This window comes from Tardiphaga sp. (assembly GCF_041424195.1).
Classification (GTDB): domain Bacteria; phylum Pseudomonadota; class Alphaproteobacteria; order Rhizobiales; family Xanthobacteraceae; genus Tardiphaga.
Window position 1 is genome coordinate 129,023 of record NZ_JBGMOE010000013.1, and the last position, 26,651, is coordinate 155,673.

Below are 26,651 nucleotides of genomic sequence, written 5' to 3' on the forward strand. Positions count from 1 at the left end.
GTTCTCACAGCCACAGCACCTTGCGGCGCAGATCAAGATCGTCACGCAGGGCCTTCGACGGCCCCTGATGAATTACCTTGCCTCGCTCCAGCGCCACCGTCGAATCGGACAGGGCCAGCGCCAGATCGAGATTATGGTCGACGATGATGATGGCAATTTCCTTGCGGAGCCGGTCGAAGGTTTCGAACAACTGTTCCACGACCGCAGGCGCCAATCCTTCGAACGGCTCATCCAGCAACAAGACGCGGACATCGCCCGACAGTGCACGCGCAACGGCCACCATCTGCTGCTCGCCGCCTGACAGATAATCGGCGGGGCTGTCGAGACGCTCACGAATGCGCGGGAAGTAGTCGTAGATGCGCTCGCGGGTCCAATGCACGCCATTGCCAGTCTGCCGCTTGAGACCACCAAGTTCGAGATTCTGCTCGACGGTCATGCCTGCGAACAAGGCGCGTCCCTGCGGTACATAACCGATGCCGAGCCGTGCGGCTTCCGCAGACGACAGGCCGATCAACTCGCTGCCCGCCAGTTGAATAGAGCCATTCGACGCCGGCGCGATCCCGATCAACGACTTGAGCAAGGTCGACTTACCAGCACCATTGCGCCCGAGCAGCGCGATGATCTCGTTCTCATGCAGGGTGAAATTGACGTCGTTGAGAATATGGCTCTTGCCATAGAAAGTATCGACATTCTTCACCGTTAGCAGCGGCTTTGCCCCCGCCGCGGTCTCGCGCGGACGCGCAGCCACAGCCGTTGTACCCGACCCGATATAGACTTCCTGCACCTTCGGGCTTGACCGAGCCTCTTCGACGGAGCCATCCAGCAATACGCGCCCCTCATTCATGACGGTGACGTGGTCGGCCAACTGGAACACCCGATCGATATCATGCTCGACCAGCAGAACCGGCAGATCCGCCGAGATGCGCTTGATGATCGCGCCGATACGTTCACGTTCGGCAGCAGCAAGTCCGGCCAGCGGCTCATCGAGCAGCAGCACCCGCGGCGCCGTGGCCAGCGCGACGCCCATGTCAAGCAGGCGTTGGCCGCCGTAAGACAGCATACCCGCCTCTGCCTTCTCAATTCCGGCGAGACCGAGATAGCGGACCACCGCATCGGTCTCCACGTTGATTGCGCTAATCGATAGCGCATTGGTCACAGGGTCGAAACGCCGGGGATGCCGCGCCTGCACGGCCAGGCGAATATTCTCACCGACGCTCAAAGCGGGAAACAGGTTGGTGATCTGGAACGAGCGCCCAATTCCGGCACGGGCGATCGATTCCGGCGTGTGGCCCGCGATCGGCTCGCCCATCAGCGACACGCTGCCTTGATCGGGTTTGTACATGCCCGACAGGAGATTGAACGCGGTCGTCTTGCCGGCACCGTTCGGCCCGATTAGCGCATGCAGCGTACGATCGGCGATTGCGATATCGACGCCCTGCACGGCCTTGATGCCACCGAAACTCTTCACGATATGGCTGGCGGCAAGCACAGCCCCATCGACGGACGATTTCGGCTTCAGGAATTCCGGCAACGGCAGCACTTCGATGCGCCGCGCCGACATCGCGGCATCTTCCTCGACCTGCTTGCGGAACGGTGCGATCAACCGCTCACCCATGCCGATCAGACCGGTGGGCGAGAAAATGATAAAGCCGACGAAGACAAGGCCAAACCAGAACAGCCAGTTCTCGGAGTAGATGCCCAAGAACTCTCGAAACAGGATGAAGAACAGTGCGCCCAACGCCGGCCCAAGGAAGCTGCGCATGCCGCCGATCACGACCATGGCCAGCAATTCGCCGGAGAAGGCCACCGATATTGGATCCGCCGAGGTCATGCGATTCTTGTACAGCAGCAGCACGCCGGCAAGCCCGGTGATGGTGGCGGACAGCACAAAGGCCATCAGCTTGTAGCGGTTGGTGGGATAGCCGAGGAAGCGTGCGCGCTGTTCGTTTTCGCGGATCGCCACCAGCACCGAACCGACCGTCGAATTGTGGAAGCGCCAGAGCAGGATGAGCACCACGTATGCGATCAGCGCCACGAACCAGTAATAGGTCGCACCGGCGTCGAGGTCGAAGCCGAGCAGTGCCGGCCGGGTGATGCCGCCGAGGCCGTTCTCGCCACCGGTGACGTCGGTCCAGCGGAACGAGACGCTGTAGAGCATCGCCGCGAGCGCCAGCGTCAGCAGTGAGAAATACACGCCGCGGCGGCGCAAGATCAGATAGCCGAAGGCAGCCGCCGTGATGGCCACCACGACAAGCGCGAGCAGCGTCGGCCCGACGAATGAATTCGGCATCCAGTTGCGTTGAATTAGCGCTGCAGCATAGGCCGCGAGGCCGAACCAGGCTCCATGACCGAACGAGACGAGACCGGTGTGCCCCACGAGGATATTCAGAGCCATGCAGGCCAGTGCGAAGACGACGATCTCCGTCGCCGACGTCATGGTCAATCCGAGCGCCAGCAGGATCGGCGGCAGGACGAGCAAGCCGACGCCAGCGATCAGCAACGAAACGGGAAGACGATTCAACATTGGCATCGCCTTACTCGAACCGCATGATGCGTTCGCCGAACAAGCCGCGCGGCCGGAACAGCAGCACCAGAAGCATCAGCAGATAGATCGCCGCAGTGGACGCCGCCGAATAACCGATGCCGACCATGACGCCCTTGACCAATCCGACCAACAGCGCAGCGATCACCACGCCCCAGAACGAGCCGAGGCCACCAATCACAACCACCACGAAGGCGGGCGTGATGATCTCCTGCCCCATCGCCGGATGGATCGAATAGATCGGTGCCAGCAACACGCCCGCGAGTCCCGCAAGACCGATACCCAGCGCAGCCACCACCGACATGTAAGGTTGTAGCGAGATGCCGAGCGCTCCAACCATGTCCGGATTTTGCACGCCGGCCCGGACGACCCGGCCAAATGAGGTCTTCTGCAGCAACACCCAGAGCCCGACCACGCAGGCCACGGCAATGCCGAGCAACACCACACGATAGAACGAATAGATGAAGCTTCCAATCGCCACCTGGCCGCGCAGCCCCGGCGGGATCGAATAGGACAAAGGCGGCGCGCCGAAGATCATGCGCAAGGCCTGTTCGGCGACCATCGCGAGTCCGAAAGTCAGCAGCAGCGAGAGAATGGGATCGGACCGATAGAAGCGCCGGAACAGGGTCCGTTCGATGACAACACCAAACAACGCAACGACAACGGGGGCCACAACGAATGCACCGCCGAAGCCGAGATAGGGCGAAATGACAAGGGTAAGATAGGCGCCGATCGCATAGAACGCGCCATGCGCTAGATTCACGATACCGCCGAGCGAGAAGATCAGCGACAGGCCGAGCGCAATCAGAAGATAATAGACACCATCAAGCAGCCCGTTGAGGATCTGCTGGGTGAGCAACATGGCGGACATGATATGGGCTCCGCAGCCGTGCGCTGACACGCATCTGGCAGGGGTCGGAAGGACGAGACGAAAGCAACTTCGCGAGCTGCATGTCGGCGCTTCGCCCCCGAAGGCGAAACGCCGACATTGTGGCTAGCTCGGGAACTTGCAGACGTTCTCTTCCGCGGTGGACGCAATTACTTCGAGCGGTTCTTCCGGCCCCGGGACGGCTGGGCTCGATGAGAAGATGTCCCACTGGTTCTTGATCTTGTCCGCAGGCAGGGCCGTCACCGCATACATTTCGTGCATCAACTGATGATCCGATGCGCGGAAGTAGCCGGGACGTGTCTTCAGCAGATCGAACTTCGCACCCTTTTCGAAATGCTCGATGATCTTCGGCGATTCAGCTGACTTCAGTTCGTTGATACTCTGCGCCACGATCTTGGTGGCGATGTAGTCGCCCCAGGCCTGGTTCTCCGGCGGCTTGTTATACTTCTTGGTGAAGGCCGCCACGAAGGCCTTGCTGCCGGGCGTATCAAGCAGATGATGCCAGACCACAGGCCAGGTGCCGACGAAATTGCCCTTGCCTGCAGCCCAGGCCAGGGCTGTGTCGAAGCCGAAACCGCCGACCGGGAAAGTCAGACCGAATTCGGCATATTGCTTGAGAAAGTTGGTGATCTGGTTGCCGGCAAGATTGATCACCACGAGATCAGGCTTGGCCTCGCGGATCTTGAGGAGATAGGCGGAGAAGTCCGTAGCATCGGTCGGTACCAGATCGTCGCCGGCGAAGTTGCCGCCATTGGCCTGCATGAAGCGCTTCGAGACGCTCAACAGGTCATGGCCGAAGGCATAGTCAGCCGTGAGCGAATACCACTTCTTGCCCTTCACCAGACCGTCGCGCAGAAAAGAGCGACCGACCGTCTTCACATACATCGAGTTCTGCGACTCGACATGGAACATGTAGCGCTGGCAGTCCTTGCCGCGCAGCGCATCGGAGTTGCCGCCGGTGTTGATGAACAGCGTCTTGTTGCGGGTGGCCACCTGCGCGATGGTCAGACATGACGCAGAAGAAATTTCGCCGATGATACACGCCACCTTGTCGCGCTCGATCATGCGCTCCGCCTTGGTCGAGGCCGTCTGCGGATTGACCGAGTCCTCCTTGAGCAGTTCGACTTTGCGCCCCATCATGCCGCCGGCAGCATTGATCTCCTCGACGGCGAGGTCGATGGCCATCACGCCATATTCGCCGAGCGGGCCGAGAAAGCCGGTACGCGGCGTGAGGTGGCCGATGCGGATGACATCGGAGGTCTGCGCACTCAGAATCGAGGGCGCAGACAGGCCGGATGCAAGCGCGAGACCGCCCGCGGTCTTCAGCAGACTGCGGCGCGTGAATTGATTGGTGTTCGACATCAGATTCGTCTCCCTGATACGGCCGCGCGGCGCGGCTGTTTCCCCGCCGGCAGGCGCTGCACTCTTCTGTCGAGAGAGCTTTGTCCGCTTGCCGTGATCTGTGATCACAGTTAGACTTGCAAAAGACGGGGGCTTTGTCGAGTCCCTCCCTGCAATTTCGCGACGATGCCCGGAGATCGCGTTGAACCTCCCGACTGCGCTGACCCTCGTGGAGCCGCTCGACCGCCAGACGCTTGGCGCGCGCGCTTATGCGCAACTGGCGGATCTGCTCATCTCGGGACGGCTCGCGCCGGGTGAAAAACTGTCGCTACGTACGGCCGCCGAAGTGCTTGGCGTCTCCATCATGCCGGTGCGCGAAGCGGTGTCCCGCCTCGTCGCCGACAAGGCGCTGGAAGTCGCAGCGAACCGCACCGTGCGCGTGCCCGTGATGTCGGCAACGCAGTTTCGCGACCTCACCAAGGTTCGGATCGCCATCGAGGGTCATGCCGCAGCGGAGGCGGCGCGCCTACGTAGCGACAGAAACCTCGCGTCCATCGCTACCGCCGAAGCGGCCATGCGCGCAGAAAGCGAAGTGAGGACGCCCGATTTGCCGCGCGCCGTCGAACTCAACAAGACGTTTCACTTTGCCGTCTACGAGGCCGCGCAATCGCCGATCCTGGTCGAGATCATCCGTGCGCTCTGGCTGAAGGCGGGCCCCGTCATCAATCTCGATTTGCGCGGCAATCCCGATCGTCTGGCGAAGGGCGAAGCGATCCGCTTTCACGCCGACGCCCGCAAGGCCATCGAGACTGGTGATGCAGATGCCGCCAAGACGGCGATCGCCGCCGACATCACCAGCGCAGCCAACTTCATCCTCTCGCGCGGCGGCCTCACCGCCTAGTTCTCACAGGGTCTCTGGAGCCATCATGGATCTCAACATCAAGGGTTTGCGGGTCATCGTTACCGCCGGGGCCAACGGAATTGGCCTCGCCATCGCACGCGCCTTTGCCGGCGAAGGCGCGCGCGTTCATGTCTGCGATGTGGATCAGGCTGCCCTGTCGGCGCTCGCAGCAAGCGATCCCGCCATCACACAGACCCATTGCGACGTCGCTGACCGGGCGTCCGTTCAAAAACTGTTCGACGAGGCGGCGGCCAAACTCGGTGGCCTCGATGTCCTGGTCAACAATGCCGGCATCGCAGGCCCGACTGCGAAAGTCGAGGAGATGCACCCCGATGACTGGGATCGTTGCCTCAACATCTGCCTCACTGGACAGTTCAATTGCACGCGTCTGGCCGTTCCGCTGCTACGGCAAAGTACCAACGCCTCCATCGTCAACTTGTCTTCTGCGGCTGGTCGCGTGGGCTTCGCCATGCGCTCGCCTTATGCTGCGGCAAAGTGGGGCGTCATCGGCTTCACGAAATCGCTCTCCATTGAGCTCGGGCCGGACAAGATCCGTGTCAATGCGATCCTGCCCGGCCTAGTCGCCGGCGATCGCCAAAGGCGCGTGTTGGAAGCCAAGGCCCAGCAGCGCGGGATTTCGTTCGCAGAGATGGAGAAGACCGCCTTCTCCTACACGTCCATCAAGGACTACGTCACGCCGGACCAGATAGCAGACCAGATCCTGCTACTGGCCAGCCCGCGTGGTCGCACGATCTCTGGACAAGCCATTTCCATCTGCGGCGATACCCAGATGTTGGGTTAGCCAACGACGACTCGCGCCGCCGGAAAGCAACTTGAACTGCCTCTTTAAGGTCCGGAGTCGCCCATGCTTCGCGACAAACTACCTGACTGCCAGGCCCTGCCCCCTTGCGCATAAGAGCTTCGGACTCACCAGCTCCGAAACGATATAGCGTCCTTCGACTTGCATCGATTGAAGCAACAGCGGGCTCATCTGCGGTTCTCCGCCGACAATCCCAAAGCATATAAGCGACCACGAACACTGCAGGCCGGCTTCGACTTCAACAGTAGCCAAGCCGTTGCCATCTATGTCTCCAATAGCAATTCCTCGAAGAATCCCACGTTTCCTCGGCGGCCCACGACAATTGGAAATTTATACCATTGAAATTGTTATATAATATCAAAAGGCACTGCTCGTCTTGCGTCACATTTATAGTCGCTTCGGCAACGGCGACGGACCGCCAACCCCAATCGTATTGAGATTCTGCAGGGATATCCCCATATCGTCCTGATAAGGGAGTCCAGGCTGTGCAGACCGTACAGGCTACTCTTGTTGCGGCAATTGTGACTGTCGCGCTGATAGTCTTCCCCATTTCTGCCTCGGCAGAGGGGAACGACAAGTTTGTGCTGACGATCGCCATCGACGGAGCGATCGGACCGGCGACCGCCGGTTATGTGAAAGACGCTCTCGCCAAAGCAAACGAACGACGCGCCGAGGCTGTTATTCTGCGCCTGAATACACCGGGCGGTCTCGTCACTAGCATGCGCGAGATCATCGCCGACGTACTGGCATCTCCTGTTCCCGTCATTGGTTACGTGGCTCCGTCCGGTGCCCATGCCGCGAGCGCCGGCACCTATATCCTCTACGCAACGCACATCGCAGGAATGGCGCCGGGCACCAATCTCGGCGCCGCAACGCCGGTACAGATGGGCAATCCGGTGCCGGGTCTGCCGGGCAGACTCCCTGACAAGGACGGCAAGGACAAGAAAGACGCCCCCCAGACGGAGCCAAAGGATGCAATGACAGCGAAGGTGACGAACGACGCCGTCGCTTTGATTCGCAGCCTTGCCGAATTGCGCGGGCGTAATGCCGATTGGGCCGAGCAGGCCGTCCGCGAAGCAGCCAGCCTTTCCGCCGGTGCAGCCTTGCAAGCGAAGGTTATCGACCTCATCGCACGCAGCCCGGTTGAACTGCTCCGGCAAGTCGATGGTCGCGTCGTGGAAATTGCCGGTGGCGAGACCCGGCGTCTGGCGACGAGGGACGCAACAATCGAGACGATCGATCCCGGATGGATTTCGCAATTTCTGTCGATTATTATCACCCCCAACGTCGCCTTCATTCTTCTGCTGGTCGGCATCTACGGCCTGATTTTTGAATTCACATCCCCTGGCGCCGTCGCGCCGGGCGTGATCGGCACGATCTGCCTGTTGCTAGGCCTCTACGCTCTCAATCTGCTGCCGATCAACTACACTGGCCTTGGGTTGATGCTGCTGGGAATCGCGCTTCTGACAATCGAGGCTTTCAACCCGACCGTGGTTCTCGGCCTCGGCGGTGTCATCGCCTTCGTATTCGGAGCAGTTATGCTGTTCAAAGTCGAAGCTCCTGGATACCGGCTGTCATGGATGGTCATCGGCATCACAGCGACCATGTTCATCGGCCTGTTTCTCTTCGTCCTAGGCGCGCTTCGACGTGCCCGCACAAATCCTGCACGGGTTGGCCGGCGGGCCATGCACGGCCTGCCCGCCGAGGTCATCGACTGGTCCGACGGCAAAGGCCATGTCTTCATGCAGGGTGAGCGCTGGCAAGCCCGGGGCGCGGAAGCCTTCACGCCCGGTGAGACAGCCGAGGTGGACAGCATCACGGACCTGACGCTGGTGGTGCGCCGCCGCCCGAAACCGAACGCCGGAGAGTGAGGTGTGCGATGATGTTGGAATATGCGACCTATCTTCTGTTCGTGATCATCGTGATCATGTTTCTCTCGTCAGCTATTCGCATCCTGCGGGAATATGAGCGTGGTGTCGTGTTTACGCTTGGCCGTTTCACTGGCGTGAAAGGTCCGGGTCTCATCCTGCTCGTTCCGGTCGTGCAACAGATGGTGAAGGCCGATCTCAGAGTGATGGTACAGGAAGTGCCGCCACAAGACGTGATTTCGCGCGACAATGTCTCGGTCAAGGTGAATGCCGTTCTCTATTACCGCATCATCGATCCCGAGCGAGCGATCATCAAGGTCGGAAATTTCATGACCGCAACCAGCCAGCTGGCGCAGACGACGCTGCGCTCGGTGCTCGGAAAACACGAACTGGATGAAATGTTGGCGGAACGAGACAAACTCAATACCGACATCCAGGAGATCCTCGATCAGCAAACCGACGCCTGGGGAATCAAGGTGACCACCATTGAGATCAAGGATATCGATCTCAATGAAACCATGGTGCGCGCCATAGCTAAACAGGCCGAAGCGGAGCGACTGCGACGCGCGAAGGTGATCAACGCGATGGGTGAACAACAAGCTGCCGAGAAACTCGTCGAGGCAGGACGAATACTCGCCCGGGAACCGCAGGCGATGCAGCTACGCTATTTCGCGGCGCTGCACGACATTGCAGGCGAGCGATCCTCGACCGTCGTCTTTCCGCTACCGATGGATCTGCTCAGCCATCTAACACAGCAACCAACCGGAGCACCGTGACTGTCACGTTGTGATCCGGCACCCGCTTCAGCTTGTCACGGACGGAAGAAGCCGTGACAAGCATCGGCTTGCTCGACACTCCCGACCGATCTTCAATGAGTATCCTCGGCGCCCTCGTCGGCAGGCACATGTGACGGGTGACGTGCGTCGCCGCGCCGGTTTTGTGGGCGCACATACATCGTGATCGCGTCCGGGAGTTCCGCCTTGACCTTCAGAGCGGCGACAAGCGCGTCCTCAGCGTCCACGACGACATGGCCCGCCTTGCCCTTTAACTTGAACCCAACGGTAAATTGCATCTGCACACCACCTCGTCTTCACTGCAATTGTGCCCCAGCCTACTTTCCTCCAGCGGGCGTCGTCTCCGCCTTCTTTCCCGTCGCGTCGAACTGTTTGAGATAAGCGACAACATCGTCAATCTGCTTCGGAACCTTGAGCCCCGGAAACGTCATTTTGGTGCCGGGGACCTTGGCCTTCGGATCCTTGATATATTCGCGGAAGGTTGCTTCGTCCCAGGTGATCCCGGAATTCTTGTTTGCAGGCGAATAGCTGTAACCCGGAACCGTCCCGGCCTTACGCCCGAAAAGCCCGTTGAGCTCGGGCCCGACTGCATTCTTGGCGCTCTCCCCGATTTGGTGACATGCCCTGCATTGGGTGAATATTTTCTCTCCCGATGCCGCGTCCTGCGCGAATGCAGGAACGGTTGACAGAATGCCCGCTCCGAGCACGAAAGCGAAAATTCGCATACGACCACTCCATGTCTGGCAACTCAGAAGGCTAGCAACACGGATAGAGGGGCACGTTATTTGACCACCGCTGACCACCGCGCGGCTCCTCGCGAACACGCGGTTCGCAATTAGTCCAGCGACCTGATGATCTCCCGGTAGGCCGCCTCGGGAAACGCTTTCAACGTGTGCGTTCGAATGTTTCCCAGCATACCCAGCTGCAAGTTGAATCGTGCGGCGATGGCATCATCCGGCGCTTCGTAAACCGCAACGATATCATAGTCGCCCATGGTCAGGAAAAACGACTTGAACTCTCCGTCCATATCCTTGAGAGCTTTCTTCGCCAGATCGAGACGACGCGGCGAATCTTTTACGTGTTGCACACCTTGATCGGTCCAGGTTGCAAGCATGATATATGTCGTCATAGCAGTCCTCCTTGCGTGTGAGGCCCCCGCCGATCTTTACACCCCCGCCTTGAAGAATATGACCCGGCTCAACAGCGTGTAGTCCGACTCAAACACCATGATCCCGACAAAAACCAGCAACAGCAACGGCGGGAGCAGAATGGCATAGGCCAGAGCCAGACGTTCCCATGCCATGTGCATGAAGAACGCGACAATCAAGCCCGCCTTCAGCACCATGAACAGCACTATCAGGGACCACCTCAGATGTCCCTGCAGATTGAAGTAGTCGACGAGGTAAGAGCATGTACTCAAGACAAACAGCCATCCCCAGACCACCAGATAAAGCTTGATCGGGTGCTGATGTCCCTCGGCATGCAACGCGGCCGGCGCATGTGCCGCTGGCGCTGCAGGATGTGTGGCATCTAGCGTGACTTCAGCCATGTTCGTCCCTCACCAAAGATAGAAGAAGGCAAAGATGAATACCCACACGAGATCGACGAAGTGCCAGTACAGGCCCGTAATCTCGACGATCTCATAATTCCCCTTCCTGCTTGTGAAAAACCCCCGGCGTTCAATCTCGAAATCCCCACGCCAGACCTTTCGCGCAATGATGATCAGGAAAATCACGCCAATCGTGACATGCGTGCCGTGGAATCCAGTGATCATGAAAAAGCAGGAGCCGAATTGCGCCGCGCCCCACGGGTTTCCCCAGGGCCTCACCCCCTCCATGATCAGCTTGGTCCACTCGAAAGCCTGCATTCCGACAAATGTCGCACCGAACGCGGCGGTCACCAGCATTAGTATCGCCGTTTTGCGGCGATCGTGGCGGTAGCCGAAATTGACAGCCATGGCCATGGTCCCGCTGCTGCTGATGAGCACGAAGGTCATGATGGCGATCAGAATGAGCGGGATCTGCCGTCCTGCAATCGTGAGAGCGAAGACTTCGCTGGGATTCGGCCAGGGCACCGTCGTGGACATGCGCGCCGTCATGTACGACAGCAGGAAGCAACCGAAGATGAAAGTATCGCTGAGGAGAAAGATCCACATCATGGCCTTTCCCCACGAGACATTCTTGAACGCTCGCTGATCCGAGGACCAGTCGGCGGCAATGCCTCGCCAGCCTGCAGTCGGTATTCGGCGTTTTTCGACGTTCGTCAGTACGGTCTCTGCCATGGCATCGACGCCTTCCCTAGGTCAGCAACTGACGGCAGATCGTGGCGAGATCGTCCGCCCAACCCGTCAGCAACGCAAACAGGATCAACCAGACCAGGAGCAGGAAGTGCCAGTACATCGCGCACAGCTCCACGCTCAGGCTCAGGCGCAGTCGCGGAATCTCGACACCACGCCACGCCCTGGCGCTGGTTTTGCCCAGCGCTGCGAGGCCGCCGAGCACATGCAACCCGTGAACTGCGGTAATGAGATAGAAGAAGGCATTGGCCGGATTGGCCGTCAGAAAATAGCCTGCGGCGTTGAGCTGCTGCCACGCCAGCAACTGGCCGATCACGAAAACAACAGCCGAGACACCTCCTGCAAGCAGGCCGAGGAGCACGTTATCGCTGTCATCGCGGCGTGCCGAAACCTGGGCCCATTGCAGCGCAGCGCTGCTCACGATCAGAACGCCGGTATTGAACCACAGCAGCTTCGGCACCGGCAGCGATCGCCAATCGATCAATGCCATGCGCATGGAGTAAGCGCTGATGAAGAGCGCGAATAACGAGCCCACGACCGCGAGAAAAACACCCAGTCCAATTTTCGCCGCCGGCAACGGCAACGCGCCGCCTCCGGCAAACTCACCGATCACGCCCTCCTCCAGCCAGGGTTTGGCCGCGAGGCGCTGCTGCGAAAGCCACCATCCCGCAACGGCCGCTATTCCAGCCATGAACAGGACAATGGCCGTCATGGATGCGCTCCCTTCGGCGTCAAGCGGGCCGGTGGTTCATTCTGGGGGATGAAATCCCGTGCAGCGCCGGGCACGCTATAGTCATAAGCCCAGCGATAGACGATCGGGAGTTCCTTGCCCCAGTTGCCATGCGCGGGCGGCGTCTGCGGCGTTTGCCATTCAAGCGTGGTCGCGTTCCATGGATTGCCGCCAGCCTCCTTGCCCTTGAACAGGCTCCGGACCATGTTGAACACGAAGACGAGCTGGGCAAAGCCGACGATAAGCGCAGCGATACTCATGAACGCATTCAGGTCATGAGCCGAGGCCGGCACGAACGCCGTCTCGCCGATGTCGTGATAGCGGCGCGGCATACCCAGCAGCCCGAGATAGTGCATGGGGAAGAAGATCGCGTAAGCCCCGAGGAACGTGACCCAGAAATGGAATCGCCCCAGCGCCTCGTTCAACATCCGTCCCGTCACTTTCGGATACCAGTGATAGATTGCGCCAAACACGACCAAGATCGGCGCAACACCCATGACCATATGGAAGTGGGCGACCACGAACATGGTGTCGGACAACGGAACGTCCACGACCACGTTGCCGAGGAATAGGCCGGTCAGGCCACCGTTGACAAAGGTGACGATGAATGCGAGCGCGAATAGCATCGGAATCGTGAGGTGAATATTGCCGCGCCACAGGGTCAGGATCCAGTTGTAAACCTTGATCGCCGTGGGAATCGCGATGATGAGAGTCGTTGTCGCAAAGAAAAAGCCAAACTTCGGATTCATCCCGCTGACATACATGTGGTGCGCCCAAACCACGAAGCTCATCGCTCCGATACCGACAATGGCCCACACCATCATGCGATAGCCGAAAATGTTCTTTCGCGCATGAGTGCTGATGAGGTCAGAGACAATGCCGAAAGCAGGCAACGCGACGATATAGACTTCGGGATGGCCGAAAAACCAGAACAGGTGCTGGAACAGCAATGGACTGCCACCGCCGTACTTGGTCTGCTGTCCCATCTCCACGAGCATTGGCATGAAGAAGCTGGTGCCAAGAAGTCGATCGAATAGCATCATCACCGAGGCGACGAACAAGGCTGGAAATGCGAGCAATGCCATCACGGTCGCGGTGAAAATGCCCCATACCGTCAGAGGCAATCGCATCAGCGTCATCCCACGCGTGCGTCCCTGGAGCACCGTCACGACGTAATTCAGGCCACCCATGGTGAAGCCGATAATGAACAGGATCAGCGATACCAGCATCAGGATGATGCCTGCTTCCTGCCCGGGGCTTCCGGAAAGAATGGCCTGTGGCGGATACAGCGTCCATCCCGCGCCTGTTGGGCCGCCCGGCACAAAGAAGGTCGAAACCAGTACCAGCACGGCAAGCAGGTAAATCCAGTAACTCAGCATGTTCGCGTACGGAAAGACCATGTCGCGAGCGCCGACCATCAGCGGAATGAGATAATTTCCGAAGCCTCCGAGAAACAGCGCCGTGAGAAGATAGATCACCATGATCATACCATGCATGGTGATGAACTGGAGATACTGACTTGGATCGATAAACGAAAACGTTCCGGGGAAACCGAGTTGCAGCCGCATCAGCCACGACAGCACCAGAGCGACCATGCCGACAGCCATCGCCGTGATCGCATACTGGACCGCGATGACCTTGGCATCTTGCGAGAATACGTATCGGGTCCACCAGCTTCTCGGGTGGTAGAGATCGACCTCACCCACTTCAGCCAACGGGATTCCTGCGAGTACGTCAGACGGGACATCAACCATTAAAATGTCCTCCCGGACTTATTCTCTGATCATCGCGAAGCATGAGCGTCACGACGTGCAACGGCCCCGCGCCATTCTTGTTATTTGCCACCTGTCTTGTAAGTCGCTCTCATGAGATTGCGCTGACCAGATAACGTTGCGAATGTCTGCTGCTTCTCCAGCCACGCATGATACTCGCTCTCCTCCTGGACGATGACGTTGCTCCGCATTTGCGCGTGCGCGACGCCGCACAATTCCGCGCAGAGAACCTCGAATGTTCCCGTGCGCGTGGGAGTGAACCAGAAATAGGTGACTGAGCCCGGCACCATGTCCATCTTTGCCCGGAACTCAGGCACATAGAAATCGTGCAGGACGTCGATTGAGCGGAGCAATACCTTGACTGGCTTCCCGATCGGGAGATGCAGATCATCGTTCTCGATCACGACGTCGTCCTGACCGTTAGGATCGTTCGGATTCAAGCCTAATGGATTCTCGGCGCTGACGTTGCGGGCATCGGTCGTACCAAGCCGACCGTCTTTGCCGGGCAGCCGGTAACTCCAGCGCCACTGCTGACCCATGACCTCGATCTCTGTCGCATCCGCCGGCACCGTCACGAACTGATGCCAGACAAACAAACCGGGGGCCAACATCGCTCCTACACCGACCGCGGTCCCGACGGTGAGCCACCATTCAAGCTTCTTGTTTTCGGGCTCGTACGCCGCTTGTCTTCCTTCCTTGTGATGGAAGCGGAAGATGCAATAGGCGACAAACGCGACGATTGCGAAGAAGACCGCTCCGGTGATCCAGAACGTCATGGTGATCGTGTCGTCGATGTAACTCCAGTTCGACGCGATCGGCGTCCACCACCACGGGCTCAGGAGATGAAACAGCACGGAAGCGATCGCGACCAACAGCAATATGAATGCTACAGCCATCCCTTGTTCATCCTTGCCTCTAGAGGCTACGGACAAGACTTAGAATAGGGCTCAGTTCATGTCTGCACCGATGGCTGATCTCGAGCTCGCCATCACAATGCTGGCCGCTTTGCCCTCTAACCGGTCGCAACATCGAATTCGAAAAATTGCGATCGCTGGTGTCGTCGAACTACGGGCACTTGCCACCATAGGATGTTCCCCGGCAGGCTTGATTGTCAATAGACCGGCTCATTCCTCACGACGACGATAGCATCACGACAGAACCGTCGAGCAACGGCACGCGCATTCCCATATCGCATCGCAATACACGACGCCGTGTCGGCACGCCGAACAAAGGGATGCGTCAATTGCCATCAGCCACGCGGTGAAACACAAACTTTACAAAGAAAATTTCACCGAACAGTGCGTGCTATTCTTTCCGGATTGCGCTAAACTTGCTGTACAGGTTGCGACAGGTTTTGCTCGGCAAAGCTCTCTTCGTTGAACTTGGCCGTCTTCCAGAACCAGTCGCGATTTCTGCGCACGAAGGCGAATACCCGTCATTTGAGAATGACCCGATTTCGCCGGTGCGAACGCATGGGAGATCGTGACCATGGCTACTCCGTATTCTGACAAGATCTCGCAGACAGCACCTGGCGCTTCCGATAGCGTCGCCGCGCCCGTCATTCGGAAGATCGGATTGTCCGATCTGCATGACGCGTTGCGGCTGGGCTGGGAGGATTTCAAGGCGGTTCCGAGTCACGCCATTATTCTGTGCGTCATCTATCCTGTTCTCGGGCTTGTGCTCGCCAGGATGACCCTTGGCTATTCGGTGTTACCACTGCTTTTCCCGCTGGCCGCCGGCTTTGCATTGATTGGTCCTTTTGCGGCCCTCGGTCTCTATGAACTCAGCCGCCGCCGCGAACGTGGCGAAGAGGCGTCCGCGTGGCATGCGATCGACGTGCTGCGCTCGCCGTCCTTTGGGGCCATGCTTGGCCTCGGTACGCTCCTGCTCATTCTGTTCGTGGTCTGGGTGACCACTGCGAATGCGATTTACGTCTCCAAGTTCGGTAATGCTCCCGCGGCCAGCATTCCCGATTTCGCATCGCGCATCTTCACAACGACAGAAGGACACCAATTGATCGTCCAGGGCTGCGGCGTCGGACTATTGTTCGCTATCATAGCCCTATGCGTGAGCGTCGTGGCGTTTCCGCTGATGCTCGACCGACATGCCAATGTGACCGATGCAGTTCAGACCTCGCTGCGAGTCGTCATGAAAAATCCCGTGACGATGGCGGCATGGGGCCTGATTGTTGCCGCGCTGCTGGTGGCCGGTTCGCTGCCGTTATTCGTCGGTCTCGCCGTCGTTCTGCCCCTACTCGGTCATGCCACCTGGCATCTTTATCGCAAGGTGCTCGAACCAGACCCGAATCCTCGGCAAGACCCTCCCCGTCCGCCGAAAGGACGGCGCTACGCGGCCGATTTTCCAGTCTCTCTCCTCCCGTGGGGCCGTGATAAGCCGTAGGTCGAGACCAAAGACCGGGGGCACACGTTCGCGACCATATGGCTGCAGTTTTGATTATTCGGATGCGGCCCCGACGATGAGGTTCTGACGAGGTAAACTGGGCGAATGTCGTTGCCTCGCTTGCGATACTCCCGCGCGCGAATTTGATTGCTGCAACGCAGTATGAGTGATTGAATCTCTAGCGATTAGTCGCAACTACTATGACAGAGATCAATTCGCCAGCGAGGTTAGTGCCATGCTTGCCGAAAAGTTCTTTCTGGTGCTGGAGACACTCTTAAGTCACGCTTCCGATAATGGATCATGTCTGGTCGTAAGCAGCCGCGCGCCACATATCCCGATCAAATTGCCGAACAGAAAGCAAGTTAAGGCGACCAGCTGAGACCGCCTTTGGTTTCGATGAATGTGGGCATTCGCATCATCGGAGCAGCGCCGAGTCCCGCTCCTCCCATCTCCCCCTCAGCCCCCATTCTCCTGTGCCATCACACCATAGGACGACAGAAGGCTGCGAGTGGGCGGTCCAGCGTTGCCATTGTAATTTGCAGGGCCATCCCCAGCGCCAACTTGGATGCGCCTCTTCATTGTCATAAGATATTCATACTCTTTTCCGATGGAGCGACCGTTGAACGCCCCGCAGCCAATCGCGCCCCATTCCGTCGCGGCGATCGCCGTGCGACCTGGTGAGCAGACGGAAATCGAACTTAAGCTGCTGGTGCCGCAAGGCATCCTCGAGAAACTGCGCGAGATGCCCGTCATCGTACAGTACGCGCGCAATCGCGGAGTGATCCGCCGGCTGGAAACGGTTTATTACGACACACCGGAACGGGCGCTGTTTCAAAGCGGCATGTCGTTGCGCGTGCGACGCAGCGGCAAGCATTTCATTCAAACGCTGAAGCTTCTCCCCGACGCCACGCGACCGTTGGCGCGACGACAATGGGAAACGCCGGTTGACAGCATGACCCCTGATCTTACGCGGCTGCCCATCGCCGAGATCGGCGATCCGGTGATGACGCTTGCCCCCGACACGCTGGCGCGAGTATTTGCGACAAACGTTCGACGTCATGCACGACAGCTCAATCTACCTGATGCGTTAGTTGAAATCGTGTTCGACGAGGGGACCATCGAGGCGGGTACGCGCCAGGAAATTCTGTCCGAGATCGAGCTTGAATTGAAGCGCGGCAATACCGGCGTGCTGTTTGATCTCGGAACTCAATTGCTCGACGCCGCACCGCTGCAGATCGGCACACGGAGCAAGGCGGAACGCGGCTACGCGCTGGCGTTCGACGTCGCGCAGCCGGCGACGAAAGCCAAACCTGTCAGCATCACGGCCGAGCACGCGGTTGATGATGTCATTGCGCTCCTGGTGGGTGCCTGCTGGCATCATCTTCTCGATAACTACGCAGTGGCGAAGGAAGGATCCGACCCCGAAGGCGTGCATCAGATGCGCATCGCTTTGCGCCGTCTGCGCACAATCTGTGCGCTGTTCCAGCGGGAGATCCCATCGCCGTCGTTTGAAGCGATCAACAGCGAAGCGAGATGGCTGATGCGACAGCTCGGCCAGACCCGCGATTGGGATGTTTTCGCGACCACCCTTCTCCCTCGCTTGGTAACAACGACACCGGAAGTCGATCTCGGCGGCTTACGCGAAGCGGTCGAACGGCGGCGCAAGTCGAGCTGCGGCGCCCTGCAGGTGGTTCTGACCGATCCGCGCTGCAATCGCTTTCTGCTCTCGCTCGGGCACTGGGTCGAGCGCCGTGGCTGGCGCAACGAGATCGACAGCGACGCGCTGGCTGTCCTGCCGCAGCCAATGCTGACGCTTGCCGACAGGATTTTAGCGCGACTACACCGGAAGGCGCTGAAGCGTGGCGCGCATTTCAGACATCTCGACGCCGATGCGCAGCACGATCTCAGGATTGGTCTCAAGAAGCTGCGCTATGCGGCGGAATTCTTCTTGTCACTTTACGCGACCCATGCGCCCGTCAAGCGCTACGTGGCACGGCTCGCCAGACTCCAGAACAGTCTGGGACGCGCATGTGACATCGCAAGCAGCCGCTCATTGCTCGGCTCCATCAGGCAGGATGATGAGACCGCGCTTCATCTCGCCATCGGCACAGTCACCGGCTGGCAGGCGCGCGACCAGATTGCGGTAGCGAAAACGCTGCGTAAGAGATGGCGGCGGTTCAAGGCGACGCCGTCGTTCTGGGGCCGGTAAAGCTCGTCGTTTGCTGTGACTGGCGCGTGTGACGCGCGGCAGAATGCCCGAACATTGCAAGGCCCGCCTGCAGAAGCGGGCCTCGTGCAGAAATCAGGAAGGGGTCCGTACAATAACCGTCCGCACATGAAAAAGCCCGCTCGAAGCGGGCTAAATCATTGAAATCGTTTCAGATGTTTGGTTGCGGGGATAGGATTTGAACCTATGACCTTCAGGTTATGAGCCTGACGAGCTACCGGGCTGCTCCACCCCGCGCCAAACCTTTCGGAAAACCGGAGAACGAAACGAAGTCGGCCAACGCCAAGGCGTCGATCGATCCCAGTCCGGAGGCTTCCTGAGAAGGCAACCGGGGCAAAGCCCTCGGTGCGAGGGGTATGTACCAATGCCGGCCTGCTTTGGAAAGGGGCAGAGACGATCTTTTTGCGCTTTTATGACGGTGCGGGAAAATGGCGATCTGCCGTGCCTCGGTACAATGCGGCCGGATACGGGCCGCATTGTCCAGAACCACCTTCCAAGGCCCAAACTGGTGCTGTAGCGGCTTAATTCAGCAGGAAGCCACCATCCACGGTCACCGTGCTGCCGGTCATGTAGCGCGACGCCTGCGAGGCCAGCAGCAGGATCGCACCGTCCAGATCGGTCTCGTGGCCGACCCGGCGCTGCGGGATTCGCTTGGCGAGCTTCTCGCCCGCCGGGGTTTCCCAGAATTTGTGGTTCATATCCGTGTCGATATAGCCCGGCGCGATCGCATTGACGCGAATCCGGTTGCCGGCGAGTTCCAGCGCCAGCGCCTTGGTGGCCTGCACGATGCCGGCCTTGGAGATGGTATAGGGCGAGACGAATTTGGTGACGCCGAAACCCAGCACCGAGGCGATGTTGACGATATTGCCCTCCTGCTTCCGGGCAATCATCCGCCGCGCGATTTCGGTCGCTGCGAAATAGGCGCCCTTGAGATTGGCGCCGATGACCGAATCCCAATCGGCTTCGGTCTGGTCGACCGCGAGTTTCTCGACGGCGATGCCGGCATTGTTGATGAGCACGCTGATCGGCCCGAGCGCCGCTTCGGCGGCATCGAACGCCTGGCCGATCGACGCGGTGTCGGTGACGTCCATCTGCACGGCGACGGCGCGGCCACCCTTGCCGGTGATCTCGTCCTGCAGGCTCTTCAGCTTGTCGGTCTGCCGCGCCGCCAGCGCCACGGCCGCGCCATGGGCGGCCAGAACGCGCGCGAATTGCCGCCCGAGGCCCTGCGAGGCCCCCGTGATGAGGATGATTTCTTTACTGACGTCGAATATCCCGGACATGGCATTTCCCTTTGATTTTGCCCTAGTGATACCCGGCCTTGCCGCGATCGCAAACCGCCGCGCTCCACCAATTTCTTTGACGCGGAATTGCCTGCAATGGACGAGGACACGATGAACAGTTTCGATGTCGTCGTTTATGTCGGCCTGATCGTCGCCATGGTCATCGGCTTTCGCGCCGGGTTGTTGCGCAGTGCGGTCACCATCCTGGGCTATCTGATCGCGATGCCGATGGCCGTCTGGATCACCGGGCTGATCGCGCCGCAACTGTCCGGCAACGCCGCCGCTCCGACCACGCAGAACTCACTGCTGTTCTTCGCGATCTTTCTGGTGTCCGGCATCGTGCTGGGCTCGCTGTTACGCATGGCCATCAACGACATGATCGGCCATGAGATCGGCATCGGTGACAGTCTTGGCGGCGCTTTGCTCGGCGCCATCCGGGTCGGCCTGATAGCGGTGACGCTGGTACTGGTCTTCGATCAGTTGATCCCTGCCAATATGCAGCCGGCCTATATGACCGGCTCGCATTTGCGCCCGCTGTTGTCGCTGGCCGGGCAGAAGGGCGTCAAATCGCTGCCGCCGGACGTGACCGCCACCATCGAGCAATGGAAACGCGCGCACCGGCTCTGACATCGGCGCCCTTATCAGGCCGCGCCGGAGCGGCTAGACTGGCCACATCTTCTTCTCTTCGCCATCTCGACAACGTCAGGAGTGATATCGTGGATCTTGGAATCAAAGGCCGTCGCGCGCTTGTCTGCGCATCCAGCAAGGGGCTCGGCCGTGGCTGCGCCGAAGCGCTGGCCGCAGAAGGCGTGCATGTCACGATGACTGCACGCGGCGGCGACGTGCTGGCAGCAGCCGCTGCCGATATCCGCAAGGCCTATCCGGACATTGAGGTCACCGAGGTTGTCGGCGACATCACGACCGTAGAAGGTCGTGAAGCCGCGCTGAAGGCAGCCGGCCAGATTGACATCCTCGTCAACAATGCCGGCGGCCCGCCGCCCGGCGACTTCCGCAACTGGACCCGCGACGACTGGATCAAGGCCATCGACGCCAACATGCTGACGCCGATCGAGCTGATCAAGGCGACGGTAGACGGCATGATGGAGCGCAAGTTCGGCCGTATCGTCAACATCACCTCAGCCGCCGTAAAGGCGCCGATCGATGTGCTCGGCCTGTCCAACGGCGCGCGCAGCGGCCTCACCGGCTTCATCGCCGGCCTGTCGCGCAAGACAGTGCGGGCGAATGTCACCATCAACGGCCTGCTGCCTGGCCCGTTCAACACCGATCGCCTGAAGGGCGTTGCCGCCGGTCAGGTCAAGGCGACCGGCCTGTCGGTCGACGAAATCCTGGCCAAGCGCGCCGCGGAAAACCCCGCTGGCCGTTTTGGCGATGCCGATGAATTCGGTCAGGCCTGCGCCTGGCTGTGCAGCGCGAAGTCCGGCTTCATCACCGGCCAGAACATCGTCCTCGACGGCGGTGCTTTCCCCGGCACGATGTAAATCGGCGATATCTCGAAACGTAAAAAAGGCGATCGGCTTCTGGCCGGTCGCCTCTTCTTTATGTTCCATCCGGACGGAGCGCAGAGCCGCAAGATGATCCATTGCACGCAACGCCGGAAACCCGCATCTTTCCAGCCCAAAAAGAACAATGGAGCGAACGCCTGATGCAATGGACGGTCGGCAAGGTCAGGATCACGCAGATCATCGAAAGCGAAACGATCGGCGGCACACGCTTCATTCTCCCACAGGTCGGCCCCGATGAAGTCCATGCGCTGCCATGGCTGATGCCGGAATTTGCAACTCCGGAAGGCCGGCTGAAAATGTCGATCCATGCACTGGTCTTGGAAACGCCGACGCAAAGGATCGTGGTCGATACCTGTCTGGGCAACGACAAGCAGGGCCGTTCGGTCCCGACCTGGAATAACCTGCACACGCCTTTTCTCGAGAACATGACGGCGGCTGGCTTCGCACCAGAGAGTATCGACACGGTGCTGTGCACGCATCTGCATGTCGATCATGTCGGCTGGAATACGAAACTGGTTGATGGCCGATGGGTGCCGACATTCGCGAACGCACGCTATGTGTTCGGCCGGCAGGAATATGATTACTGGAAGACGCATAGCGATACAGCGTCGCATCTCGCGGTGTTCAACGATTCCGTGAAGCCGATCGTGGATGCCGGACTGGCCGATCTCGTCGCCAGCGACGCGCAACTCTCGGACGAGATCACGCTCATTCCGACACCCGGTCACAGCCCCGGCCATATGAGCGTACACATCACATCCGCAGGCGAGGAAGCGTTGCTCACGGGCGATGCCGCGCATCATCCGGTGCAGATGGCGCATCTTGAGTGGTCGTCCACGGCGGATGCAGATCCGCTGCAAGCCGCCGTATCGCGGCGTGCATTGTTCTCGCGCTTCGCCGATACGCCGACGCTGGTGATCGGCGGTCACTTCGGCGCCGGGCGCATCGCGCGCAAGGGTGACGCCTTCAGATTTTCCGCGCTGCAGCACCAGTTTTTGCGGCCCTGACCTCTCAGTCGCGCGGTTGAATTTCCCCGCGCCCTGTTCCACAACCTTTCAGACAAGCCCCAAGGGAGACGACAATGAAGCTCGTAAGATACGGCGCGTTCGGCAGCGAAAAGCCGGGACTGATCGACAAGGACGGCAAGCTGCGCGACCTCTCCGGGCAGATCAAGGATCTGGCTGACGATGCGTTCGCACCCGCCAATCTTGCCAAGCTCGCCGCGCTCGACCCTACATCGCTGCCTGCGGTAGGCGGCTCGCCGCGCATCGGCTCGCCCGTCGGCGGCAAGCCGAAATTCATTGCCATCGGCCTGAACTATGCCGATCACGCCGCTGAATCGAACATGCCGATTCCATCGGAGCCCATCGTCTTCATGAAGGCCCTCAACAGCCTGTGCGGCCCCAATGACGATGTCGAAAAGCCCCGCGGCTCGACCAAGCTCGACTGGGAGGTCGAACTCGCCATCGTCATCGGCACGAAGGCAAAATACGTGACCGAAGCCGATGCGCTGAAGCATGTCGCCGGCTACAGCGTCTGCAACGACGTGTCCGAGCGCTTCTTCCAGATCGAGCGCGGCGGCCAATGGACCAAGGGCAAGTCCCATGACACCTTCGGCCCACTCGGCCCGTGGCTGGTGACACCAGACGAAGTCGGCGACGTGCACAAACTCAGCATGTATCTCGACGTCAACGGCAAGCGCTGCCAGACCGGCTCGACTGCGACCATGATCTTCAATGTGCCGCAGATCGTCTCGTATCTGTCCGGCATGATGACGCTGATGCCCGGCGACATCATCACCACGGGCACGCCGCCCGGCGTCGGCCTCGGCATGAAACCGCCGAAATTCCTCGAAGTCGGCGATGTCATGACGCTCGGCATCGAGAAGCTCGGCGAGCAGAAGCAGAAAGTGATTGCGGCTTAAGCGCCCTTCATTTCGCGCGGACATGCAGAGGCGTGTCCGCGCTTTTTCAATCTATGAAAGATACTAATCATGAAGTTGACTTTTTCTCCGGGCTCGCCTTTCGCACGCAAGGTGCGCATCGCGGCGATCGAACTCGGACTGATCGACAAGATCGAACTGGTGGCGGCTTCGGTCGCACCGACGCAGAAGAATGAGGCCTATTCGCACGACATCAGCCCGGTCAGGAAGTTGCCGGCACTGATCCTCGACGACGGCAATGTCATCGTCGATTCCTATGTCATCACCGAATATCTCGACGAGCTCGCCGGCGGCGGCAAGCTAATCCCGGCCTCGGGTCCGGCGCGCTGGAAGGTGAAGAGCGAGCATGCGATGCTGCAGGGCATGACGGATGCGATGCTGCTGTGCCGCTACGAGGTCGGCGTGCGTCCCAAGGAGCTGCTGTGGCAGGCCTGGTATGATGATCAGTGGGATCGCGCCTGGGAGGGCCTCACGCGTTTCGAGAATCATCCCGACATTCTGACGCGTCCGATGGATGCGGCGCAGATCGCGCTCGTCTGCGTGCTCGGTTATGCCGACTTCCGCTTCCCGGATTGCGGATGGCACAAGGCGTTTCCGAAACTCGACGCCTTCCACGACAGGATGCTGCAGCGGGAATCGATCAAGATCTCCGTTCCGCCAAAGGGTTAGAGCGAGAATGCTGGATGAGGAAATCCAGCACCGAACTTGCGGCGATATTGCAGCGGCTGCGGCAATCTTGCGGCAGGCCTAATCGAACAGCGAGGGCGTGTGATTCACATACGCGCCCTCGATGGCGAGCATCTTGAGCTTGGTCTCGACGCCGCCATTGGCCGAAAATCCGCCCGGCTTGCCGCCGGCCGCCAGCACCCGATGACACGGCACGATCACCGGACACGGATTTTGCCCCATCGCCTGCCCGACATTGCGTGACAGTTCGACGCCGCCGAGCTTCTTGGCGATATCGCCATAAGTCAGCGTCGCGCCCGGCGGGATCTGTCGGGCAATCGCATAGACGTTGCGATTGAATTCGGGGACGTCGGTGAGATCGAGATCGATATCGAGAAGATCGACCGGCGTGCCGGTCATCAGTTCGACGATACCGTCGATGGCTGCCTGCACCGCCGGCGGCGGTGCGGCTTCGACGATATCCGCGTGGCGCTGCTTGATGCGCACGCGGGTCTGTTTTTCGTCCGGCTGCGGCAATTGCACGGCAACGATGCCGCGATCGGCCCATGCGATGCCGCAACGGCCGAGGGCGGTGTCGAAGAGAGTGAACTGAACGTCGGTCATATGAGCCTCCATCGATCGCATCAGCATCCGATGTGGTGAGGTCCGGAGTGTGCGACGATCTTCAGCCATTCGCCACCCGATTCCGGAGTGGCAAACAGCTTTGTCTCAGCTCTGCTCGCGTGACGGCATGGCGGCCGCCTTGTGGATGAAGGCCTGGCCGAGCATGTCGAGGATTTCCTTGGTGGCCACGAACATGAAGACACCCGCCTCGGTGTCGAAGGAGATGCCGACCACGGTCGGATCAGGCTGGAAGTCCAACAGGCTGTAGCCCTTCAGCGGGAGGGCCGGAACTTCTTTCGGATTCGACATGTCGGTCTCCCGCGTCAGTGAAAGGCTCGTGAAAGCCGGAATAACGAGGGCTTAGACAACAATTCAGGGGACGCCAAGGCGTTATTTCGTAGCTCTGGTCCGGCTCTTCCAACGACAATCGGAGCCGCGCCGGCGGCCCCGATCTTCGGAAATCCAGGCCACGCGATGGCAATGGCGGACTTACTCGTCGTCCTGCATCGCTGCAGCGAGCTTGTCGTAATATTTGCCGACCAGATCGATATTACCCTTGTTCTCGATCGCGGGCGGAGGCGATTTGAGCGCAGCATTGAGATCGGCGAGCGCGGCCTGCTTGTCCTTGGCCGGCATCTTCTTGTCGGCCTGCACGGCCGCGATCTGCTTCTTGAACACTGCTTCGGGGCCGACATATTGCTTGGTCTGCGGATCGAAGCCGCCCAGCACCAGCATGATATTTTCGACGACGTCGTTGTAGTCGCCGTAATTCGCGAAGCCGTTTTTCTTGGCGACGTCATCGAGCTGCGCGATCACCTTGGGATCGGGTTTGTCGGGCGCCTGCTGCGGCAGCTTGGCGGTGACCGCATCGAGATCCTTCTGCGCGGCCAGTACCTGCTCGATCTGCTTGTCCGTCAGCGCAATCTGCTTTGGCGCCGGCGCATTTTGCGCGGGGGCTGCAGTGGGTGCGGGCGTGGGTGGCGTCTGTTTCGCGGCGGGCTGTTTCTGCGCCTGCGCATATGCGGCGCCGGTAACGGGAATCGCCGCAAGGCCTGCGATAGCCAGAGCAGCGACGGCTGGGCGAAGGATAGAACGCATGAAAATCTCCTCGGCAAATTGGTGCGACCGGCGAATGTCGATCGCGGAACGGGTCCGGTTCAACGAGCCCGGTTGGCAGAGGGTGGAATGCTGCAGGTGAATCGTGGCTGAATGATCGCAACGCCCGATTGGGCCTGGCGCCGGCGAAACCAACCGTCCGTCAGGCTCGACACATGGCAGCGGCGAAAATGCACGGACCCTTCAGCCCGCGGCGTTCCGCGCCGGGTCATTCGTCTTTCAGCGCCACGGCGAGCTTGTCGTAATGCTTGATGGCGAGGTCGATATTGCCCTTGTTCTCGACCGCCGGCAGCGGCGATGCCATCCGGGCATTGAGTTCCTCCAAGGCTTCCTTTTTGTCTTCTGCCGACAGGCTCTTGTCCGCCTGAACGGCGGCAATCTTCTGCTTGATCACGGCAGCGGGACCTACATAGGTCTTCGTCGCCGGATCGATTCCCGCCATGACGAGACCGATATTGTCGAGCACGATCGTGTAGTCGCCATAGTCTGCGAAGCCGTGTTTCTTCGCGACGTCGTTGACCTGCGCGAGAACCGCAGCGTTCGATCCGGCAGCGGCAACGAATCCATCGAGATCTTTCTGGGCCGCCAGTAGCGCCACGATCTGCTTTTCAGTCAGCGCCAACTGCTTCGCAGCGGGTGCCTGCTGCCTGGACGCCTGCGCGAGGGCAACCTCACTGGCGGGCAACGAGACGCAAAGGGCCGTCGCGGTGAATGTCAGAGCGATAGCGTAACGAAAGGTCAGATACATGCCGAGGTCCTGTTGGTAGGTGTCCTCGGTAAGTCGCTCGATCGACAAGATCGTTCAGCGATAGCGGTAATATTTTCCAGACGGATCAGTCGTATTGGAGATGCAGTTCAGAGAGCACCCAAACGCAAAACGCCGCCTCCCGGGAGGGAAGCGGCGTTTTGTGTTGAGA

At 59.8% G+C, this 26,651-nt stretch carries 27 protein-coding genes and 1 tRNA gene; 11 read left to right on the forward strand and 17 right to left on the reverse strand.

What is annotated here, in order from left to right; genetic code table 11:
* Positions 1-4: 4 nt before the first annotated feature.
* From ACEK02_RS02285 to ACEK02_RS02295, 3 genes are all read right to left on the reverse strand, one after another.
* Positions 5-2,524, reverse strand: coding sequence for an ATP-binding cassette domain-containing protein (locus tag ACEK02_RS02285; RefSeq protein ID WP_371420185.1), 2,520 nt, complete (start codon positions 2,522-2,524; stop codon positions 5-7).
* Positions 2,525-2,534: 10 nt separating this feature from the next.
* Complete coding sequence (locus tag ACEK02_RS02290) at positions 2,535-3,413, reverse strand: branched-chain amino acid ABC transporter permease (RefSeq protein WP_371420186.1); 879 nt, start codon at positions 3,411-3,413, stop codon at positions 2,535-2,537.
* Positions 3,414-3,536: 123 nt separating this feature from the next.
* Positions 3,537-4,793 carry an ABC transporter substrate-binding protein gene (locus ACEK02_RS02295; RefSeq protein WP_371420187.1) on the reverse strand — a complete coding sequence of 419 codons (1,257 nt, stop codon included), beginning with the start codon at positions 4,791-4,793 and terminating at the stop codon, positions 3,537-3,539.
* Positions 4,794-4,974: 181 nt separating this feature from the next.
* Here ACEK02_RS02295 and ACEK02_RS02300 point away from each other — a divergent pair, with 181 nt between their 5' ends.
* From ACEK02_RS02300 to ACEK02_RS02315, 4 genes are all read left to right on the forward strand, one after another.
* Positions 4,975-5,673 carry a GntR family transcriptional regulator gene (locus tag ACEK02_RS02300; protein ID WP_371420188.1) on the forward strand — a complete coding sequence of 233 codons (699 nt, stop codon included), beginning with the start codon at positions 4,975-4,977 and terminating at the stop codon, positions 5,671-5,673.
* Between the two features lie 25 nt (positions 5,674-5,698).
* Positions 5,699-6,475: an SDR family oxidoreductase gene (locus ACEK02_RS02305; RefSeq protein ID WP_371420189.1), complete on the forward strand. Its 777-nt coding sequence runs from the start codon at positions 5,699-5,701 to the stop codon at positions 6,473-6,475.
* 503 nt (positions 6,476-6,978) lie between these two features.
* Positions 6,979-8,364, forward strand: a complete 1,386-nt coding sequence (locus ACEK02_RS02310; protein WP_371420190.1) for a nodulation protein NfeD — start codon at positions 6,979-6,981, stop codon at positions 8,362-8,364.
* Between the two features lie 8 nt (positions 8,365-8,372).
* Positions 8,373-9,137 carry a slipin family protein gene (locus ACEK02_RS02315; RefSeq protein WP_371420191.1) on the forward strand — a complete coding sequence of 255 codons (765 nt, stop codon included), beginning with the start codon at positions 8,373-8,375 and terminating at the stop codon, positions 9,135-9,137.
* Positions 9,138-9,229: 92 nt separating this feature from the next.
* Here the strand turns inward: ACEK02_RS02315 and ACEK02_RS02320 are convergent, their stop codons facing one another.
* The 8 genes from ACEK02_RS02320 to ACEK02_RS02355 all read right to left on the reverse strand — a co-directional run bounded on the left by ACEK02_RS02320 (position 9,230) and on the right by ACEK02_RS02355 (position 14,849).
* The gene (locus tag ACEK02_RS02320) at positions 9,230-9,433 is read right to left on the reverse strand and encodes a hypothetical protein (RefSeq protein ID WP_371420192.1); all 204 of its coding nucleotides are present in this window, start codon (positions 9,431-9,433) and stop codon (positions 9,230-9,232) included.
* 39 nt (positions 9,434-9,472) lie between these two features.
* A complete protein-coding gene (locus ACEK02_RS02325; RefSeq protein ID WP_371420215.1) occupies positions 9,473-9,880 on the reverse strand; it encodes a cytochrome c family protein in 408 nt (135 codons plus the stop codon).
* Positions 9,881-9,990: 110 nt separating this feature from the next.
* Positions 9,991-10,284, reverse strand: a complete 294-nt coding sequence (locus ACEK02_RS02330) for a GYD domain-containing protein (protein WP_371420193.1) — start codon at positions 10,282-10,284, stop codon at positions 9,991-9,993.
* 36 nt (positions 10,285-10,320) lie between these two features.
* A complete protein-coding gene (locus ACEK02_RS02335; protein ID WP_371420194.1) occupies positions 10,321-10,704 on the reverse strand; it encodes a cytochrome C oxidase subunit IV family protein in 384 nt (127 codons plus the stop codon).
* Positions 10,705-10,713: 9 nt separating this feature from the next.
* On the reverse strand, positions 10,714-11,436 hold the full coding sequence (locus ACEK02_RS02340) for a heme-copper oxidase subunit III family protein (protein ID WP_371420195.1): 723 nt from the start codon (positions 11,434-11,436) through the stop codon (positions 10,714-10,716).
* A gap of 16 nt (positions 11,437-11,452) precedes the next feature.
* The gene (locus ACEK02_RS02345) at positions 11,453-12,163 is read right to left on the reverse strand and encodes a cytochrome c oxidase subunit 3 (RefSeq protein WP_371420196.1); all 711 of its coding nucleotides are present in this window, start codon (positions 12,161-12,163) and stop codon (positions 11,453-11,455) included.
* The gene (locus ACEK02_RS02350) at positions 12,160-13,935 is read right to left on the reverse strand and encodes a cbb3-type cytochrome c oxidase subunit I (protein ID WP_371420197.1); all 1,776 of its coding nucleotides are present in this window, start codon (positions 13,933-13,935) and stop codon (positions 12,160-12,162) included. Before ACEK02_RS02350 ends, ACEK02_RS02345 begins: the two co-directional genes overlap by 4 nt.
* A gap of 80 nt (positions 13,936-14,015) precedes the next feature.
* Positions 14,016-14,849: a cytochrome c oxidase subunit II gene (locus tag ACEK02_RS02355; protein WP_371420216.1), complete on the reverse strand. Its 834-nt coding sequence runs from the start codon at positions 14,847-14,849 to the stop codon at positions 14,016-14,018.
* A gap of 592 nt (positions 14,850-15,441) precedes the next feature.
* On the opposite strand from ACEK02_RS02355, the gene ACEK02_RS02360 reads away from it, so the two are divergent.
* Together ACEK02_RS02360 and ACEK02_RS02365 are read left to right on the forward strand one after the other, a co-directional pair.
* Positions 15,442-16,353 (forward strand): DUF2189 domain-containing protein, encoded by a 912-nt coding sequence (locus ACEK02_RS02360; RefSeq protein WP_371420198.1) that lies wholly within the window; start codon positions 15,442-15,444, stop codon positions 16,351-16,353.
* A 619-nt stretch (positions 16,354-16,972) separates the two neighbouring features.
* Positions 16,973-18,562 carry a CHAD domain-containing protein gene (locus tag ACEK02_RS02365; protein WP_371420199.1) on the forward strand — a complete coding sequence of 530 codons (1,590 nt, stop codon included), beginning with the start codon at positions 16,973-16,975 and terminating at the stop codon, positions 18,560-18,562.
* Positions 18,563-18,740: 178 nt separating this feature from the next.
* On the opposite strand, the gene ACEK02_RS02370 is transcribed toward ACEK02_RS02365, so the two are convergent.
* Positions 18,741-18,817, reverse strand: a tRNA-Met gene (locus tag ACEK02_RS02370).
* Between the two features lie 284 nt (positions 18,818-19,101).
* Complete coding sequence (locus ACEK02_RS02375; RefSeq protein WP_371420200.1) at positions 19,102-19,863, reverse strand: SDR family oxidoreductase; 762 nt, start codon at positions 19,861-19,863, stop codon at positions 19,102-19,104.
* Positions 19,864-19,974: 111 nt separating this feature from the next.
* Between ACEK02_RS02375 and ACEK02_RS02380 the strand changes: the two genes are divergently transcribed.
* The 5 genes from ACEK02_RS02380 (at position 19,975) to ACEK02_RS02400 (ending at position 23,997) form a co-directional block, all read left to right on the forward strand.
* On the forward strand, positions 19,975-20,490 hold the full coding sequence (locus ACEK02_RS02380) for a CvpA family protein (protein ID WP_371420217.1): 516 nt from the start codon (positions 19,975-19,977) through the stop codon (positions 20,488-20,490).
* Positions 20,491-20,579: 89 nt separating this feature from the next.
* Positions 20,580-21,362 (forward strand): SDR family oxidoreductase, encoded by a 783-nt coding sequence (locus ACEK02_RS02385; protein WP_371420201.1) that lies wholly within the window; start codon positions 20,580-20,582, stop codon positions 21,360-21,362.
* A gap of 164 nt (positions 21,363-21,526) precedes the next feature.
* On the forward strand, positions 21,527-22,393 hold the full coding sequence (locus ACEK02_RS02390) for an MBL fold metallo-hydrolase (protein ID WP_371420202.1): 867 nt from the start codon (positions 21,527-21,529) through the stop codon (positions 22,391-22,393).
* Between the two features lie 74 nt (positions 22,394-22,467).
* Positions 22,468-23,310: a fumarylacetoacetate hydrolase family protein gene (locus tag ACEK02_RS02395; protein ID WP_371420203.1), complete on the forward strand. Its 843-nt coding sequence runs from the start codon at positions 22,468-22,470 to the stop codon at positions 23,308-23,310.
* Between the two features lie 69 nt (positions 23,311-23,379).
* Positions 23,380-23,997 (forward strand): glutathione S-transferase family protein, encoded by a 618-nt coding sequence (locus tag ACEK02_RS02400; RefSeq protein ID WP_371420204.1) that lies wholly within the window; start codon positions 23,380-23,382, stop codon positions 23,995-23,997.
* Between the two features lie 78 nt (positions 23,998-24,075).
* Here the strand turns inward: ACEK02_RS02400 and ACEK02_RS02405 are convergent, their stop codons facing one another.
* The 4 genes from ACEK02_RS02405 to ACEK02_RS02420 form a co-directional block, all read right to left on the reverse strand.
* The gene (locus ACEK02_RS02405) at positions 24,076-24,618 is read right to left on the reverse strand and encodes a methylated-DNA--[protein]-cysteine S-methyltransferase (protein WP_371420205.1); all 543 of its coding nucleotides are present in this window, start codon (positions 24,616-24,618) and stop codon (positions 24,076-24,078) included.
* Positions 24,619-24,723: 105 nt separating this feature from the next.
* Entirely contained in the window at positions 24,724-24,927 is a 204-nt protein-coding gene (locus ACEK02_RS02410) for a hypothetical protein (RefSeq protein ID WP_371420206.1), read from the reverse strand.
* 180 nt (positions 24,928-25,107) lie between these two features.
* On the reverse strand, positions 25,108-25,716 hold the full coding sequence (locus ACEK02_RS02415) for a hypothetical protein (protein ID WP_371420207.1): 609 nt from the start codon (positions 25,714-25,716) through the stop codon (positions 25,108-25,110).
* A 226-nt stretch (positions 25,717-25,942) separates the two neighbouring features.
* Positions 25,943-26,530, reverse strand: a complete 588-nt coding sequence (locus tag ACEK02_RS02420) for a hypothetical protein (RefSeq protein ID WP_371420208.1) — start codon at positions 26,528-26,530, stop codon at positions 25,943-25,945.
* Positions 26,531-26,651 lie beyond the last annotated feature (121 nt).